This is a genomic window from Kitasatospora sp. NPDC096128 (assembly GCF_040303105.1).
In the GTDB taxonomy this organism is placed as follows: Bacteria; Actinomycetota; Actinomycetes; order Streptomycetales; family Streptomycetaceae; genus Kitasatospora.
Window position 1 is genome coordinate 1 of record NZ_JBEOSP010000065.1, and the last position, 16014, is coordinate 16014.

General features: G+C 73.4%; 18 protein-coding genes. 6 read left to right on the plus strand and 12 right to left on the minus strand.

The features are described from left to right. Positions 1–104 precede the first annotated feature (104 nt). The 5 genes from ABTY61_RS38510 to ABTY61_RS38530 all read right to left on the minus strand — a co-directional run bounded on the left by ABTY61_RS38510 (position 105) and on the right by ABTY61_RS38530 (position 5404). A complete protein-coding gene (locus ABTY61_RS38510; RefSeq protein WP_350509869.1) occupies positions 105–995 on the minus strand; it encodes an NAD-dependent epimerase/dehydratase family protein in 891 nt (296 codons plus the stop codon). 36 nt (positions 996–1031) lie between these two features. Continuing rightward, complete coding sequence (locus ABTY61_RS38515) at positions 1032–2105, minus strand: cytochrome P450 (RefSeq protein WP_350509870.1); 1074 nt, start codon at positions 2103–2105, stop codon at positions 1032–1034. Further along, positions 2102–3571 (minus strand): class I adenylate-forming enzyme family protein, encoded by a 1470-nt coding sequence (locus ABTY61_RS38520; RefSeq protein ID WP_350509871.1) that lies wholly within the window; start codon positions 3569–3571, stop codon positions 2102–2104. Before ABTY61_RS38520 ends, ABTY61_RS38515 begins: the two co-directional genes overlap by 4 nt. An 82-nt stretch (positions 3572–3653) precedes the next feature. After that, positions 3654–4394: a glycosyltransferase family A protein gene (locus ABTY61_RS38525; RefSeq protein WP_350509872.1), complete on the minus strand. Its 741-nt coding sequence runs from the start codon at positions 4392–4394 to the stop codon at positions 3654–3656. Further along, positions 4391–5404, minus strand: coding sequence for a 3-oxoacyl-ACP synthase III family protein (locus ABTY61_RS38530; RefSeq protein ID WP_350509873.1), 1014 nt, complete (start codon positions 5402–5404; stop codon positions 4391–4393). The genes ABTY61_RS38525 and ABTY61_RS38530 overlap by 4 nt, the downstream gene beginning before the upstream one ends. A 382-nt stretch (positions 5405–5786) precedes the next feature. Between ABTY61_RS38530 and ABTY61_RS38535 the strand changes: the two genes are divergently transcribed. Continuing rightward, a complete protein-coding gene (locus ABTY61_RS38535) occupies positions 5787–6653 on the plus strand; it encodes a PIG-L family deacetylase (protein ID WP_350509874.1) in 867 nt (288 codons plus the stop codon). A 97-nt stretch (positions 6654–6750) separates the two neighbouring features. Here ABTY61_RS38535 and ABTY61_RS38540 read toward each other — a convergent pair whose 3' ends face one another. Continuing rightward, complete coding sequence (locus ABTY61_RS38540; protein WP_350509875.1) at positions 6751–7464, minus strand: G1 family glutamic endopeptidase; 714 nt, start codon at positions 7462–7464, stop codon at positions 6751–6753. Positions 7465–7638: 174 nt separating this feature from the next. Between ABTY61_RS38540 and ABTY61_RS38545 the strand changes: the two genes are divergently transcribed. Continuing rightward, a complete protein-coding gene (locus ABTY61_RS38545) occupies positions 7639–8613 on the plus strand; it encodes a LuxR C-terminal-related transcriptional regulator (protein WP_350509876.1) in 975 nt (324 codons plus the stop codon). Positions 8614–8703: 90 nt separating this feature from the next. Here the strand turns inward: ABTY61_RS38545 and ABTY61_RS38550 are convergent, their stop codons facing one another. Next, on the minus strand, positions 8704–9162 hold the full coding sequence (locus tag ABTY61_RS38550; protein WP_350509877.1) for a MarR family winged helix-turn-helix transcriptional regulator: 459 nt from the start codon (positions 9160–9162) through the stop codon (positions 8704–8706). Beyond that, positions 9155–9922 carry an alpha/beta fold hydrolase gene (locus tag ABTY61_RS38555; RefSeq protein ID WP_350509878.1) on the minus strand — a complete coding sequence of 256 codons (768 nt, stop codon included), beginning with the start codon at positions 9920–9922 and terminating at the stop codon, positions 9155–9157. The genes ABTY61_RS38550 and ABTY61_RS38555 overlap by 8 nt, the downstream gene beginning before the upstream one ends. Positions 9923–10147: 225 nt before the next feature. Here ABTY61_RS38555 and ABTY61_RS38560 point away from each other — a divergent pair, with 225 nt between their 5' ends. After that, positions 10148–11542, plus strand: a complete 1395-nt coding sequence (locus ABTY61_RS38560) for a uracil-xanthine permease family protein (protein WP_350509879.1) — start codon at positions 10148–10150, stop codon at positions 11540–11542. 166 nt (positions 11543–11708) lie between these two features. Next, positions 11709–12443, plus strand: coding sequence for a heparin lyase I family protein (locus ABTY61_RS38565; RefSeq protein ID WP_350509880.1), 735 nt, complete (start codon positions 11709–11711; stop codon positions 12441–12443). 36 nt (positions 12444–12479) lie between these two features. Here the strand turns inward: ABTY61_RS38565 and ABTY61_RS38570 are convergent, their stop codons facing one another. From ABTY61_RS38570 to ABTY61_RS38585, 4 genes are all read right to left on the minus strand, one after another. Continuing rightward, positions 12480–13679 (minus strand): MFS transporter, encoded by a 1200-nt coding sequence (locus tag ABTY61_RS38570; RefSeq protein ID WP_350509881.1) that lies wholly within the window; start codon positions 13677–13679, stop codon positions 12480–12482. 84 nt (positions 13680–13763) lie between these two features. After that, complete coding sequence (locus ABTY61_RS38575; RefSeq protein ID WP_350509882.1) at positions 13764–13976, minus strand: DUF397 domain-containing protein; 213 nt, start codon at positions 13974–13976, stop codon at positions 13764–13766. A 10-nt stretch (positions 13977–13986) separates the two neighbouring features. Then, the gene (locus tag ABTY61_RS38580; protein ID WP_502895508.1) at positions 13987–14187 is read right to left on the minus strand and encodes a DUF397 domain-containing protein; all 201 of its coding nucleotides are present in this window, start codon (positions 14185–14187) and stop codon (positions 13987–13989) included. Continuing rightward, positions 14177–15010 (minus strand): helix-turn-helix domain-containing protein, encoded by an 834-nt coding sequence (locus ABTY61_RS38585; protein WP_350509884.1) that lies wholly within the window; start codon positions 15008–15010, stop codon positions 14177–14179. Before ABTY61_RS38585 ends, ABTY61_RS38580 begins: the two co-directional genes overlap by 11 nt. 125 nt (positions 15011–15135) lie before the next feature. Between ABTY61_RS38585 and ABTY61_RS38590 the strand changes: the two genes are divergently transcribed. Both ABTY61_RS38590 and ABTY61_RS38595 read left to right on the plus strand, forming a co-directional pair. After that, entirely contained in the window at positions 15136–15360 is a 225-nt protein-coding gene (locus ABTY61_RS38590) for a hypothetical protein (protein ID WP_350509885.1), read from the plus strand. Positions 15361–15389: 29 nt separating this feature from the next. Continuing rightward, positions 15390–15896: an NUDIX domain-containing protein gene (locus ABTY61_RS38595; protein WP_350509886.1), complete on the plus strand. Its 507-nt coding sequence runs from the start codon at positions 15390–15392 to the stop codon at positions 15894–15896. The last annotated feature ends 118 nt before the right edge of the window (positions 15897–16014 follow it).

Consider the following 16014-nt stretch of genomic DNA (forward strand, 5'->3'; position numbering starts at 1 on the left):
GGGAACAGCGAACGCGGGAACCCAGCGCATCCAACACCGTTCGGGATGCGCGCAGTTCCGGGAACTGGCAGCAAATGTCACTCCTGGACACTGTTTAGGAACGGTCAGGGCCGGTAGTCGGCGAGGGTGTGGCGGGGGTGCCAGCCCTGGGTGCGGGCGCGGGTGAGGTCGAGGACGACGCCGCGGGCGAGGAGGTCGACGGTGTAGGGGGTGAGGCCGGGCAGGAGGGTGGTGCGGGCGGCGAGGCGGGCCAGGGGCGCGGGGAGGTGGGCGATGCGGGCGGGCAGCTGGTGGGCGGTCAGGACGTGGCGCAGGGCGGCGTCGCGGCGGTAGGGGGTGGGGTCGGCGATGTTGTAGGCGCCGGGCGGCCAGGGCGGGGTGGCGGTGAGGCCGAGGGCGGCCAGGCAGGCGTCGGTGAGGTTGGCGACGGCGGTGAGGCTGAGCGCGGTGTCGGGGCCGGGCAGGGGCAGCAGGCCGCGGCGGGCGCGGGCGAGCAGGGGTGGCAGCAGGTGGGGGTCGCCGGGGCCGTAGACGGCGCGGGGGCGCAGCACGACGGCGCCGGCGGCGAGGGCGTGGTGTTCGGCGGCGGCTTTGGTGCGGCCGTAGGCGTTGAGGTGGCCGGCGGCGGTGGGGTGGTCCTCGGTGAGGGGGGCTTGGGTGGTGGTGCGGGGGTCGTAGACGCTGGCGCTGCTGAGGTGGACGAGGGGGCGGCCGGCGGCGGCGCGCAGGACGCGGCGGGTGCCGGTGACGTTGACGGCGTGCTGGTGGGCTTCGGCGCGGTGGCCGGGCGGGAGGTCGGCGACGGCGGCGGCGCAGTGGACGACGAGGTCGGCGCCGGTGAAGTCGGGGTCGGCCGCGGTGGCGTCCCAGGGCTGGTGGCGGCCCACCGGCCCGGGGCGGCGGCCGTGGCAGGTGACGTCCAGGCCCAGGTGGGCGGCGGCGCGGGCGAGGTGGGAGCCGCAGAAGCCGGCGGCGCCGGTGATGGCGATGCGCATGGTGGGGGCCTTCCTCCGGTCAGGGCCTTCCCCTGGTCAGGGGGTGCCTCGGCGCAGGGTGAGTTCGGCGTAGCCGGGCAGGGCGGCGTGGCGGTCGGCGCGGGCGCGGGCGACGCGGGGGCGGTGGGGGGCCAACGCGATGAGGGTGTCGGCGAGTTGGGCGCGGGCGAGGTGGGCGCCGGGGCAGGCGTGGGGGCCGGCGCCGAAGACGGCCTGGGTGGCGGCGGGGTCGGCGGGCGGGGTGCGGTGGTGGGCGCGGGCGGCGTGGCGGGCGATGAGGAGGAGGCGGTCGCCGGTGCGCACGGGGTGGCCGGCGAGGGTGGCGTCGGCGGCGGCGGACCTGGGCAGCAGCGGGGAGGGGGCGGTCAGGCGCAGGAGTTCGGCGGCGAGGGCGGGTGCGGTGGTGTCGTCGACGGCGGGCCACAGGCGGGCGTCGGCGCACCAGGCGACGGCCCGGGGCAGGGCGGCGACGGTGGTGTTGACGGCGGCGGCGGCGAGCACGGCGTCGCGCGGGTCGGGCAGCAGGGCGGTGAGGCGGGCGGCGGCTTCGGTGGCCTCGGCGGCCGTACGGCTGCGGGGGCGCAGGCGGGGGCCGGGCAGCTGGTCGCGGGCGGCGGCCGCGGCCGCTTGCCGTGCGGCGTGGGCGAGTTGGCGGGGCGGGGTGGTGGTGGCGGTCAGGGCCGCGGCGGTGGTGGCGGCCAGTTCGGCGGCGAGGTCGACGAGTTCGAGGCTTCCGGTGGCCAGGGCGGGGACGCGTTCGGCGAGGACGGCCTGCCACAGCGGGCGCAGCCGGGGCAGGGCGGTGGCGCCGAGGTCGGTGGCGAGGGTGCGGCGGGCGGTGCGGTGGTCGTCGCCGTCCTGGTCGAACAGGGCTCCGGTGCCTGCGAGTTGGGCGGCGGTGCCGCCGGTGGTGCCGGGGGCGGTGCGGTGCAGGGGGATGCGGGTGAGGGCTTCGCGGTAGGCGGTGGGGTGGTGGACGAGCAGGGTGCGGCCCAGGCGCAGGACGGGGCGGTGGCGGGTGGCGCAGAGCAGGGCGAACAGGAGGGGGTGGCTGCGCAGGTAGACGGTGCGGTCGCGGCGGCGGGCGCGGCGGGATTCGGAGGGCGTCATCGGGCCAGCTCCCGTGCGCAGTGGGCGGATGCGGCGGCGCGGTCGGGTTTGCGGGAGCGGCCGGTGAGCGGGACGGTGCCGAACAGGAGGGCGTCGGGGCGGGCGGCGCCCATGCGGGCCAGCGGGGCGGCCAGTGCGGTGCGCAGGTGGTGGGGGTCGGTGCCGGGGGCGGGTTGGACGAGGGCGACGAGGCGTTCGTCGCCGTCGGGGTCGGGGACGCCGACGAGCAGGGCGAGTTCGACGCCGGGGATGTGCAGGGCGGGTTCGTACAGGCCGGGGTAGATGTTGCGGGCGTGGCGCAGGACCATGTCCTTGAGGCGGCCGGCGAGGACGATGCGGCCGTCGGGGGTGAGGGTGGCGCGGTCGCCGGTGCGGATCCAGGGGTCGGGTTCGCGGCCGAGGTAGCGGTGGCGGGCGCCGGGGCCGGTGAGGTGGAGTTCGCCGTCGTCGGCGAGGCGGGTGCGGATGCCGGGCAGGGGGTGGCCGACGAGGTCGCCGTCGTCGGTGTGGGCGCTCTTGTCGGCCTCCTCGACGGCGGCGGCGGGGAAGAGTTCGGTGAGGGCGTAGACGCTCCAGGCCCGGTCGGCGCCGGCCGCTTTGGCCCGGCGCAGCAGGGCGGCGTCGGCGGGGGCGGAGCCGGTCCACAGGGTGCCGGTGAGGTGGGCGCCGGCGGCCAGGGCGGTGCGCAGCTGGGGTGGGGTGAGGTAGGTGTGGGCGGGGGTGAGGCGGGTGAGTTGGCGGGCGAGGGCGGTGGGGGTGCGGGCGGGCAGGGCGACGGTGGCGCCGGCGGTGAGGGCGGGGGCGAGGACGAAGAAGGTGCCGCCGAGGACGGTGGTGGCGTCCCGGGGGCGGACGAGGTCGGTGACGGTGTGCAGGGCGGCGGCGAGGCTCGCATGGGTGTGGACGACGGCGCGGGGGCGGGCGGTGGTGCCGGAGGTGAAGACGATGACGGCGTCGGCGTCGGCGTCGTGGTGGCGGGGCGGTACGGGGGTGGCGGCGGGGCGCAGGCGGGGTGCGCAGCCGGGCAGGCGGGGGCCGAGGGTGGCGACCGGGCCGAGGGTGGTGAGGCGGGGCAGGTGGAGGTGGGCGCGGCGGGCCAGGGGTGCGGCCCAGCCGGCGGCGGCTTGGGCGGGGGCGTCGGCGAGGATGAGGCCGGGTTGGGCGAGGGCGAGGTGGGCGGCGAGGACGTCGGGGCCGGTGGTGGGGTCGAGGACGGCGGCGCGCAGGCCGAGGCGGTGGGCGGCGAGCAGGGCGGCGAGGGCGCGGGGGCCGGGGCGCAGGGCGAGGCCGAGGGTGGTGCCGGGGGTGAGGCCGCGGGCGTGCAGGGCGGCGGCGTAGGTGTCGGCGAGGTCGGCGAGGTCGCCGCGGCGGATGCGGGTGCGGGTGGTGCCGGTGCGGGTGTGGTGCAGGACGGCGGGGCGGTCGGGGTGGTGGGTGCGCAGGGCGTGGGCGAGTCGGTCGAGCACGGCGTAGCTCTCCGGGGGTCGGCGGACGGGGTGTCGGCGGATGCGGGGGCCGGCGGATGTGGGGGCCGGCGGGCCGGGGGTGTCAGCGGATGTCGGTGGGGCGGGGGCCGGCGCCGCGTTCGAGGTACCAGCGGGCGGTGCCGAGGACGCCGTAGGCGCGGATGCGGCGGGTGGAGTTCTGCACGACCATGGCGCGGCTGCGGGTGATGGCGGTGGTGTGGCGGCGGACCCGGTTGAGGAAGGCGCGGTCGGTGGGTGAGGGGCGCCGGGGCATGCCGCCGACGGCCTGGTAGAGGTCGGCGGTGATGGCCATGTTGTTGCCGGCGTGCATCCGGTAGGGGGTGAGGTAGCCGTGGCGGCGGTGGTGGGCGGGGCGCAGGCGGCCGAAGAGGGCGCCGAGGGCGACCAGGACGCGGAAGAGGGCGCGGCCGGCGGGTCCGTGTTCGTCGCGGCGGGCGATGACGCGGCCGCAGACGAGTCCGCGGCCGGTGTGCAGGGCGGCGCGGGCGGCGGCGGTCCAGCCGGGTTCGGGCAGGCAGTCGGCGTCGGTGCGGGCGAGCAGGGTGGCGCCGTGGGCGATGGCGTGGCGGAAGGCGGTGTCGACGGCGCAGCCGACGCCCTTCTCGGGTTCGGTCAGGACGTGGACGGGGAAGGGGGCTTGGGCGGCGAAGGCGCGGACGGTGGCGACGGTGGTGTCGGTGGAGCCGTTGTCGGCGACGAGGAGGGTGAAGTCGCGGTCGTGCTGGGCGGCGAGGGCGCGCAGGGTGGCGTCGATCCGGGCCTCCTCCTGGTAGGCGGGGATGATCACCCAGAGCGTGTTCACTGGGCCTGCCAGACGATGGTCATCAGGCTGACGCCGCCGCCCAGGCCGATCATGAGGACCCGCTCCCCCGGTTTCAACTCGCCGGATATGCGGTCGAGTTGGACGCCGATGGTGGCGCTGGCGATGTTGCCGAGTTCGGGCACGGTGAGGACGAGCCGGTCGGCGGGGGCGCCGGTGAGTTCGACGAAGCGCTCCAGGTAGGGGACGGTGACCTGGTGGACCAGCACCCGGGCGTAGTCGTCCCAGGTCAGGCCGGTGCGTTCGGCGAGGGCGGTCAGGGCGGCGGGGCCGATCTGTTCGAAGATGCCGCGCAACTCCTTGCCGCCGCCGCGGAAGTAGCTGTACTCGTCGCCGCGCGGGTGGCGTGAGCCGCCGCCGGGGATGCCGCCGGCGGGCCAGTGTTCGGAGGCGGTGAGGGCGGCGATGTCGAGGATGCCGCCGTGTTCGACCGCTTCGACGACGACGGCGGCTCCGGCGTCGCCGAAGGTGTAGCCGGCGAAGCCCTCGCGCAGGGCGGCGGTGTCGGCGGGGTCGCGGCGCATGGCGCGGCTGGGGGTCTCACCGGTGACGACGAGGGCGCGGCGGGCGCGGCCGGCCAGGATCATCGCGCGGGCCAGGTCGATGCCGTTGAGGAAGCTGTTGCAGGCGTTGCTGACGTCCAGGGCGTGGGCGCGGGTGCCGAGTTCGGCCTGGACGATGTGGGCGGTGGCGGGTTCGCAGACGTCGCGGGTGGCGGAGGCGAAGAGCAGCAGGTCGACGTCGCGGGGGTGCAGGCCGCGGGCGGCCAGGGCGCGGCGGGCGGCGGCGGTGGCGAGGGTGGAGGCGTACTCGTCGTCGGCGGCCAGGTGGCGGGTGCGGATGCCGGTGGCCTTCTCCAGCATCCGTTCGGGCAGGGCGAGTCGGGCGGCGGCGGCGATCTCGTCCTGGAGCTGTTGGGAGGTGAGCCGGCGGGCCGGCAGGTGGGAGCCGACGGCGGTGATGCCGATCCTCGGGGTCGCTGCTGGGTGCATGGCCTCATGCTGGGGCGCGGGGCGCCGGGCCCACCTGAGTACGGGTACTCAGGTGGGCCCGGGCGGATACCCGTTCGGGTAGTGCGGGCTACCCGGACGGGAGTCGGGGGCCGGCCGGTGGTGTGGATCGTGTGGCCGGTGCCGCCCAGCGTGGACGATGAGCCGAGGACACGTCAACTGCCGTGAATCCCTTCCCCGAAAACCATTCATATCAGTTCGCATCGACAGCGCGGGAGGGCCCTGCCACAGCGCCTGCCACAGCCCCTGCCACAGCGGCTGCCGCGCCGACTGCCGGGACGACGGGGGCGAGGGTGGACGGCGGGTTGTCGGAGCCACCGGGCAGACTGGGGGCGGACCACCCGAACGAACCGAGGACGACACCATGGCCGACCGGCCCCTGACGTTGATGGCAGTGCACGCCCACCCCGACGACGAGGCCACCGGCACCGGCGGCGTCCTCGCCCGCTACGCCGCCGAGGGCATCCGCACCGTCCTGGTCACCTGCACCGACGGCGCCTGCGGCGACGGCCCCGGCGGCGTCAAGCCCGGCGAGGAGGGGCACGACCCGGCCGCGGTCGCCGCGCTGCGGCGCACCGAGCTGGAGGCCAGCTGCCGGGTGCTGGGCGTCGACCACCTCGAACTGCTGGAGTACGGCGACTCCGGGATGATGGGCTGGGCGGCCAACGACGCCCCCGGCTCCTTCTGGGGCACCCCCGTCGCCGAGGGCGCGGCCCGGCTGGCCGAACTGCTGCACCGCTACCGGCCGGACGTCGTCGTCACCTACGACGAGAACGGCTTCTACGGCCACCCCGACCACATCCAGGCCCACCGGATCACCATGGCCGCCCTGGAGCTGGTGCCCGACGTGACGTCCAAGGTGTACTGGACCACCGCGCCGCACTCGGCGATGAAGCGGTTCTTCGCGGCGATGCAGGAGTTCGGCACCGACTGGGACGAGCAGGCCGGCGAGTCCGCCGGGCCGGACGCCGGACCGGACGGCGGGGCCCCGGAGCTGCCCCCGATCGGCCTGCCCGACGAGGAGGTCACCACCTGGGTGGACACCCACGCCTTTGGCGGCCAGAAGTACGACGCCCTGGCCGCGCACGCCAGCCAGGGCGAGAACATCTTCTTCCTGCGGATGGGCAGGGAGCGCTTCACCGAGCTGATGGGCACGGAGACCTTCGTCCGGGTCCGCGACACCACCGGCGCGGCCCTGCCGGAGCAGGACCTCTTCGCCGGCCTGCGCTGACGACGGCGCCCGCCCCGGTCCGTAGCGGGTACGGGCCGGGGCGGGCGGCGCGCCGGGCTCGGGGGTGCGCCGGGCTCGGGGTCAGGCGGGCTCGCCGTCAGGCGGGGACGATGGCGAAGGCGCCGTTGCTGAGCGAAGTCTCGGTGTACTGGCCGCTGTTGATGGCCTGCGGCGAGTAGTTGTCGAAGACCTGGCCGTTGACGGTGACGCCGGAGAAGTCCAGGCGGTCGAAGGACGGGTAGCTCTGGCTCGGCGACTCGATGACGGCCTCGGCGCTGACGTTCTGCCCGTCGAGCTGCTGGTCGGTGGTCTCGGTCCAGCCCTTGGTGGTGTCGGTGATCCGCAGCGTGTAGGTCGAGCCGCCGCTGTTCACCACGGAGGCGGTGAAGCTGTCGCCGGCGTCCACCGGGTCGTTGAAGTACTGCGGCGGGGCCGGGTACATCTCGTACCAGGCGGAGTAGACCGGGGAGCCGCTGGAGCAGTCGACCTGGACGCCGGTCTGCTCGACGGTCTGCGAGCCGTAGCCGTCGATGCCGACCCAGGGGGCGAACAGGTCGTTGGAGGTGTTGCACTGGACGGCCGGCATGGTCCAGGAGCCGGAGACGCTCCGGAAGCCGTTGCCCTGGGCGACGTAGCCGCCCCAGACGCCGCCGTCGTAGCGGGTGCCGTGGCCGTAGTGGTGCGCGCCGTAGCCGTGGGAGGCGTGGGCGGCGTGGGCGGGGGCGGCGCTGGCGGCGGGGGCGGCGACCGCGGCGGCCGGCAGGGCCAGGGCGGCGGCGAGCACCAGGCGGCCGGTGCGGGAAAGGGCCATGGAGGGCTCCTCGGCTGGGCGTTGTGGGGGTGCCGCCCAGCTTGGGGGCGCCGCGGTCGGGCCGGGAAGGGAACCATGGGGACCGGAACCCGACATGGCGGGAACATGCCGAACGGTCAACCCCTTGATTTCGGCCACCGGGTGGCGCACAGTCACTCTGTTCCGCTGGCTGTCGTGGACGCGAGGAGGCAGGCCGTGCCGGGGACGGGCATGCTCGCCGGACTCGGGCTCGGCGCGCTGGAGGAGCAGCTCTATCTGCGGCTGCTGGGCCTTCCGGCGGCCGAACCGCAGTGGCTGGCCGCGCAGTTGAACCTGCGGGCCTCGATCGTGGTGGCGGCGCTGGCCGTGCTGGCCGAACTGGGGCTGGTGGAGTCCTGCGCGGCGGGGGCGTGGACGGCGGTGCCGCCCGACGTGGCGCTGGAGGAGCTGCTGCTGCGGCGCGAGGTGGAGCTGCGGCGCGCCCGGGGCCGGATCGGCGAGCTGATGCGCACCTACCGGCAGGGCCGCCCGGACGACGGGGCGGCCGGGCCGGTGGAGGTGATCAGCGGGCGCCGCTCGATCGCCGACCTGTGGCGCACCCTCCAGCTGGGGGTGCGCGAGCGGCTGCGGGTGCTGGACCGCCCGCCGTACGTGCGGCGCTCCGACCCGCAGACCGGACTGGCGCTGCTGGGGCGGGGGGTGACGACCCGGGTGGTCTACCACAGCCGGGTGCTGCGCGACCCGGAGCGCCTGGCGGAGATCCGGACCTTCACGGCGGCCGGGGAGCAGGCCCGGGTGCACACCGAAGTGCCGCTGAAACTGGCCCTGCTGGACGACCGCTGGGCGCTGCTGCCGGTCAGCGCGGGCACCGAGCTGGAGAGCGTGCTGCTGATCCGGCCCTCGACCCTGCTGGACGCGCTGGCCGGGCTGTTCGAACTGTACTGGGCGCACGCGATGCGGCTGCCGGAGCCGTCCGAGGAGCCGCCGGAGGACCGGCACCGGCAGCTGCTGACGCTGCTGGCGGCCGGGCTCACCGACGAGTCGATCGCCCGGCAGCTGGGGGTGTCCACCCGGACGGTGCAGCGCTGGGTGCGCGAGGTGATGGACCGCTTCGGGACCCGGACCCGCTTCCAGGCGGGCATCCAGGCGGCCCGGGCGGAGCTGCTGTGACGCCCCGCCGGCATCTTCTGCGAGCGGGGCGTGGCGCCGGTCGGGGCCGTGGCGCCGGTCGGGGCCGTGCCGCCGGTCGGGGTCGTGGCGTCAGTCGAGGCCGAGGCGCTTGTTGAGGGCCTGGCCCGAGGGCAGGGGGTCGATGAACCTGTGCAGGAAGGCGAGCATCGCGTCGGTGTCCAGGCCCTCGGCGGCGGCGTCCATCCCGGCGTAGAGGAACTCCTCGATCTCGGCGACCGCACCGGCCAGGCGCTCGCCCTCGGGGGTGAGGCTGAGCTGGAGGTAGCGGCGGTCCACCTCGTCGGGGCGGCGCTCGACCAGCCCGGCCGCGACGACGCGATCGACCAGCCGGCTGGGGTTGGTGCCGCTCTCGCACACCAGCAGCTGCCCGAGCCCGTTGAGGCTCAAGGTGCCGTGCTGCTGGAGCAGGCGCAGCACCTCGGCCTGGGACGGGGTGATGCCGTGGGGCTTGAGGGCCTGGATCAGCAGCCGGTTGCCCTCGCGCTGCGCCGCCAGGATCGCGAACCGCAGGTGCTCGGCCTTACGCACCGGCGTCCTTCCGGGTGGTGGGGGCGGTGGTCGCCAGGGTGTCGAGGAAGTCGTTGACCGCGGCGGCGTAGGTGGCCGGGTGGGAGAAGCGGAACATGTGGCCGGTGCGCGGCAGCACGACCTCCCGGGAGTCGGGGATGCCCGCGAGCATGGTCTTGGAGGCGTCCTCGCCGATCAGCACGTCGTGCGAGGGGCTCAGGATCAGGGTCGGGACCTGGACCCGGCCGAGCACAGCCACGTAGTCGGCGGTGAGGGAGGCCCGCACGCGGGCGCCGAAGGAGACGGCCGGGGTGTTGACGAGGAACAGCTCACGGCTGCTCGCCTCGCTCCAGGGCACCTGCCCCTCACCGTCGAACGGCGAGGCGAGGCGGTGGGCGTGGGCGCGCAGCGTCAGCTGCCGGTAGAACGGGCCGCGGGCCTTGCCGATCGCCCGCATCAGGGCCTTCCACGGCTTGGAGTCGACCGGGTTGGCCGCGAATCCGCCGGACAGGACCAGGGCGCGCAGGCCCCGGGGGCGGCGGGTCGCGAGCGCGAGTGCGATGTTCGCGCCGAAGGAGTCGCCGACCAGTACGTAGTCGTCCAGGTCCGCGACCGCGTTCTCGACGTGGTCGGCGTAGCGCTCGATGTCGTCGACGCCCTCGGGCAGGCGCAGCGTCCGCCGGGGCGCCTCGCCGTAGGGGGCGAGCTGCTCGGCGCTCCACGGGGCGCCGGAGAAGCAGGGGATGAAGACGAGGGTGGGGGTTTTCTCCGTAGTGCTCATAACGAATACATTACACGACATATGTGCTGTGACACATGTGTCGTGACATATGTGATCCAGATCACATTTGGATCCGGACTCCGTCGAGCCGCCCGGCGGCGCCCCGGCCCCGCTCCCCGCGCGAGTGCGCAGGTCAGGAGCGGGGCCAGGTGTGCACGCAAGGCCGGATGACCATGAGAATGGTGCGGACACCCCCCGGAAGTCGACAGGAAGCGAACCCCCCACATGGATCTCGGCGTGCGCTGGAAGCTGCACGGTGACGGGCGCACGCCCGCACCGGGAGCGGTCGTCCGCCCCGACGAACGGCTCTCCTGGCCCCGCACGGCAGGGCTCGGCGCCCAGCACGTGGTGGCCATGTTCGGCGCGAGCTTCGTGGCTCCGGTGCTGATGGGGCTGGACCCCAACCTGGCGATCATGATGTCCGGCGTCTCGACCGTGATCTTCCTGCTGGCCACCCGCGGCCGGATCCCCAGCTACCTCGGCTGCTCGCTGTCCTTCGTCGGGGTCGCCGCGGTGATCCGGGCCCAGGGCGGCACCAGCGCGACGGTGACCGGCGCGGTGCTCGTGGTGGGCGCGGTGCTGTTCCTGGTGGGCCTGGCGGTGCAGTACTTCGGGGCGCGGATCATCCACGCGGCGATGCCCCCGATCGTCACCGGCGCCGTCGTCATGCTGATCGGCTTCAACCTGGCCCCGGTGACCGCCTCCACGTACTGGCCGCAGGACCAGTGGACGGCGCTGCTGGTGATGCTGTTCACCGGGCTCGCGGTGGTGTGCCTGCGCGGGTTCTGGTCGCGGGTGGCGATCTTCCTGGGGCTGCTCTTCGGGTACGGGATCTCCTTCCTGTTCGACCGCGTCTTCGGCAAGATCCACTCGGTGGACGGCGGCGGGCACCTGACCGACCACTGGCGCCTGGACCTGTCCGGCGTCGGCAAGGCGGACTGGATCGGCCTGCCCGCCTTCCACGGCCCCTCCTTCCAGTGGTCCGCGATCCTGGTCGCACTGCCCGTGGTGATCGCCCTGATCGCGGAGAACGCCGGGCACATCAAGGCGGTCGGCGAGATGACCGGGACGAACCTGGACGACAGGCTGGGCACCGCGATCTCCGCGGACGGCGTCGGCTCGATGCTCTCCACCGCGCTCGGCGGCCCGCCCAACACCACCTACTCCGAGAACATCGGCGTCATGGCCGCCACCCGGGTGTACTCGACGGCGGCCTACTGGGCCGCGGCCGGCTTCGCCCTGCTGTTCGGCGTCTGCCCGAAGTTCGGCGCCGTCGTCGCCGCGATCCCCGGCGGGGTGCTCGGCGGCATCACCGTCATCTTGTACGGCATGATCGGCCTGCTCGGCGCGCAGATCTGGATCAAGTCCGGGGTGGACCTGCGCAACCCGCTGAACCTGGTGCCGGCCGCGGCGGGCATCATCATCGGCATCGGCAACGTCACCCTGAAGTTCACCGACACCTTCAGCCTCAGCGGCATCGCGCTCGGCACCCTGGTCGTCATCACCGGCTACCACGCGCTGCGGGCACTGGCCCCCGCCCACCTGAAGACGCAGGAGCCGCTGCTGGACGAGGGGACGTCCTCGTACGACGAACCGTCCGGGGAGCAGCGCAACCCGTAGGAACGGCCTGTAGGCACGGCCTGTAGGCACAGCCCGGACCGGCAGAAATGACCGGAGCATGACGCGCCGGTACTTCCGCCGGTCGTTCCGCCTGGCCGGCGGGGCCGTCGGGTGGTCGAATCGCACCCAGCGATCCGACCACCCGATTCCCCCCACTGGGAGTGGCATGTCCGTTCTGCCCCACCACCGCAGGCTCACCGTCGGGGCCCTGGCCCTCGCCGTGTTCGCGATCTCCTGCGGCTCGGCCGCCGCCGGCACCGCCGCCGCCCCGGCGGGCAAGGTCCTGTGGACCCCGAGCACCAAGACCGGCCCGTCCTCCTTCCCCGGCGTGCAGTGCGCCGCCCCCAGCACCTTCGGCGTCGTCAAGGACCCGGTGAAGGGCAGCGTCTGGCGGGCGTTCCAGGCCGCGAACCAGGAACGCTGCGAGACGGTCGGCCCGGACTTGAAGCAGAGCGACACCTTCTACCTGGGCTGGTCCTCCAAGGTGGACATCAAGGACGACCAGAGCCGGTACGTCTTCCAGCTCAAGTGCTCGCCCAGCGAGGGCACGGCCAACCACCCGATCGAGATCGACATCACCAACGGGCGGGTGCGGCTCCAGGAGTGGGACACCGGGCACAACGCGCACCCGCTGTGGACGGCGCCGGTGAAGAACGGCGAGTGGCACTCCTACGCGCTGAAGGTCCACCTGGGGCGGACGGACGGGACGATCGACTTCTGGTTCGACGGCAAGAAGCAGACGTTCAGCACCGGTTCGGGCACCTTCAAGGGCACCACCTGGGACGGCGACCGCAACTATCTCAAGTGGGGCTCCTACCACCAGAATCAGGGCGATGCGACGAACACCTTCACCAGCCCGGTGATGGCCACCACCCTGGCCCTGGCCACGGCCGGCTCGTAGCTACGCCCGCTGACGGCTCCCGGCCGTCGGGAGCCGTCAGCGGATCCGGGCGACCCGGGCCGCCGCCACGGCCACCAGCAGCCCCAGGCCGACACAGGCCGCGCAGACCAGGAACATCGTCCGGTACCCGGTGGCCTCGGCGACCAGCCCGAGCGAGCCGCTGCCGGCGGCGAGGCCCACCGTGAAGCAGGCCCCGAACGTCGACAGCGCCGTGGCGCGCCGGCGTTCACCGACCGAGCGCACCACGAACAGCCCCAGCACCGGGTAGATCTGCCACATGCCGACCCCGGTGAGCACACCGCCGATCACGCCCAGAGCAAGGCCGTTCGACAGCCCGATGAGCGCGACGCCCAGGGCCTCGACGAGGAACAGGGCGGCCAGCGCCACCGGCCGCGTGGCCTCCCAGCGGATCCAGGTGCTCGCTATCCGCAGCAGCACCACGGTCAGGGAGTACGCGGTGACCACGGCCGCTCCCCCGGCGACACCGAGGGCGTCGAACTTGGCGACCGCGAAGCCGGAGACCGCCGCGAAGCCGAACGCGGTGAAGACCAGCGCGACGCTGGGCAGCACGGTGCCCAGCAGGGCCCGGCCCCGCTCGATGCCGGCCCGCTCCGCCGCCTTCGGGGGCAGGCGCACCTCGGGGACGGACAGGGCGATGGGGATGACGGGCAGGGCGAGCAGCCCGGCGATCACGAACGTGGCCGTCGTGCCCACCAGGTGCTCGACCAGCGTGCCCAGCGGGGCGCCCAGGCCGATGGCCACGTAGATGACGGTGCCGCTCAACCCCAGCGCCCAGCTCTGCCGGTCCTTGGCGACCAGCTGCACCGGCCAGACCCCGGTGGCGGCCAGCATCACGCCCATGCCGATGCCCACCAGCATGCGCAGGCCGATGAGTTCGGTGATCGACCCGGCCAGCGGATAGCAGACGGTGGCGAGCGTGGTCAGCAGCGCTCCGCCGACGGTCAGGGCCCGGGCCCCGAGGCGGTTCATCAGCGCGCCCGACACCGGGCGGGACAGCAGCGCGGTCAGCGCGTAACCGCCGACGACCGCGCCGACCTCGGCGGGGCCGCCGTGCAGCGGGCCGGTGACGAGGCCGGGCAGGATCGGGATGGTCAGGGCGAACGGCATGTAGCCGATGCCGCTGCCCAGCGCGATCAGCAGGGCGTGCCGTACGGATCGCTTGTCGGTCGTCTCGGTCGCAGGCTGCTGCTCCAGCTGCTCGGTCTGCACACCCACAGGTTCACTCCCCCAGTGCCACGAGCCTCCTCACCGGGTCGGTGACGGCCCGGACCGCAGCGGCTGCGGTCCGGGCCCACTGTTTCAGATGGCGCCGAACTCGCCGCTGCGGACTGCGGTGATGAAGGACTTCCAGGCCTCGGCCGGGAAGACCAGGGCCGGGCCCTGAGGGTCCTTCGAGTCGCGAACGGGAGCCAGGCCGGGGAAGTTCGGAGCCACTTCGACGCAAGATCCGCCGTTGTTGCTGTAGGAGGACTTGAACCACCGGGCGTCGGCCAGGTCGATGCGGTCAGCCATGATGCGCCTCTCAGACATCGCCGAACTCGCCGCTGCGGACGGCAGCGACGAACGACTGCCAGGCCTCGGAGGGGAAGACCAGGGCCGGGCCTTGAGGGTCCTTCGAGTCACGGACCCTGCCTGGGTGCGCGTCATCCACCTCGATGCAGCCGCCCTGCCCGTTGCTGTAGGTGCTCTTGCGCCACGCGGCGTCAGTCAGGTCAGCTTGCATGGCCTTCATAGTCCTCTCGTGCCTCCCGGATCATGACGAGACTGTCCGGTTGATTCAGGGCATTCACTTGCAGTCGATCGTACTTTCCAGCCCACCCGGATACGACCTCGATATCCTGCTCCAAGAAGCCCCTTTGGAGCGTCTCCGTGTACCCGACCATGGTCCGGTTCGCCAGGGTGAGCAGTGTGACCGAGTGCGAGAACGGCCGCTCCTCGCCAAGCGCGGAGGGCGCGACCTGAATCACGATGTTCGACCTTGCCGCCAGGCACTCCAGGTGCTGTAGCTGTTGAGCCATGATGGCCGGTCCGCCGATCGGACGTCGCAGGGCCGACTCATCAAGGACGACATGCACTGCTGACGTTCGATCAATGATCCTTTGTCGCACGGACTTGAGCTTCATGCGTTCGTCTGCTTGCTCCTGGGTCGCCTCACCACGCCGAACTGGCGCCGACTCATAGGCGGCGCTGTAACCCGTGTGTTGAAGTATGCCGGGCACCATATCCAGCTCGAAGATCCTGATGGCGATGGCTTCGCGCTCCTTGGCCGCGTACTCGGGGAAGCCCGGGATCAACGAGCCGGTCTTCCAGCTCCACCACAGGAGCTCAAGCGAACCGCCGGCGTCCAACGCGGCATCGCAGAGAACGATGAACTTTAAGCTCGGGGCCGTTTTTCCCGTCTCCACGTTCGAGATGTAGACGCTTGAGTACTGGATCAGCCTCCCCATCTTGGCCTGGGTCAGGCCCTTTGCATCTCTCAACGTGCGGAGATGAACAGCCAGTGCCGCCAGCGGTGATGACTTTGGATCAAGCGTGCGACGGTTCAAGATCAGCCTCAACTTAAAGCAGAATCAACTGGAGAGTTGAAGTCCTTCCGATCGTAGCGAGCGACAGCCACCATGGCTACACCCGGTGATTCGCCGGACGCGCAGTGCGACCTTCGGAGACCCCCATGCCTTCTCCCCCCTTCCAACTCCACGAAGTGGTGCAGGACTTCAGCGATCTGCAGGAGCCGCGCGAGGGGGTCTTCGTGGAGGTGCTGTTCGGCAAGGCCGTCCTGCGGCCGCTCGGGGCGACCGGGCCGGAGTGGCGGGCGGACCCGAGCGCCCTGCGGGCCCTCGAACCCCGGGAGACCGCGCCGGGCACGTGCGGGAAGCCGCGCCGCCGACCGCTGTGACCATCGAACTCCCCACACCTGGAGCAGAGTTGAGCAGGCTCATCCTCACCCACCGTCCGCCTGCCCGGCGTTCGGGACATCATGTCTTCGTCCTCACCGAGGACCCCGGCGGGTCGGGCGAACCCCTCGTCCTCCTCGCCGACCCCGTCCACCGCGACGGCCTGGTCCTGCCCGGCGGCAGCGCCGAGCAGGACGAACTGCCCCACCTCGCGGCCCGCCGGCACCTCGAAACCCAGACCGGGCTCGTCCTCGGCCTGCGCACCATCCTGACGATCGACTACATGCCCGCCGCCGACTTCCCCGAGGGCGTGGACTTCGTCTACGCGGGCGGGCTGCTCACCCACCGCCAGGCCGAGGCCGTCCACCGCCACCAGCCTCCGCCGGAGATCCGCGGCCTGCACTGGGTCCCGCAGTCCAAGCTGCGCGAGGTCACGGCCGACGACCAGTACCGCCGCATCGACGACGCCTGGGACGCCTGGGACCACGGCGCCAGCCTCCCCCTCCTCATCCAGGGCGTGCCGGTCCCGGTGGGCTGATCGGCACCCCGCCGGCAAGCCCTCCCCGGGCGCCCGGAGTGACGAGGGTCACCCGCGGTACCCCGGAGGGCGGGCGGACGGCGACAGGGCCCGGGAGGACTGGGCGGGGCGTGAACCG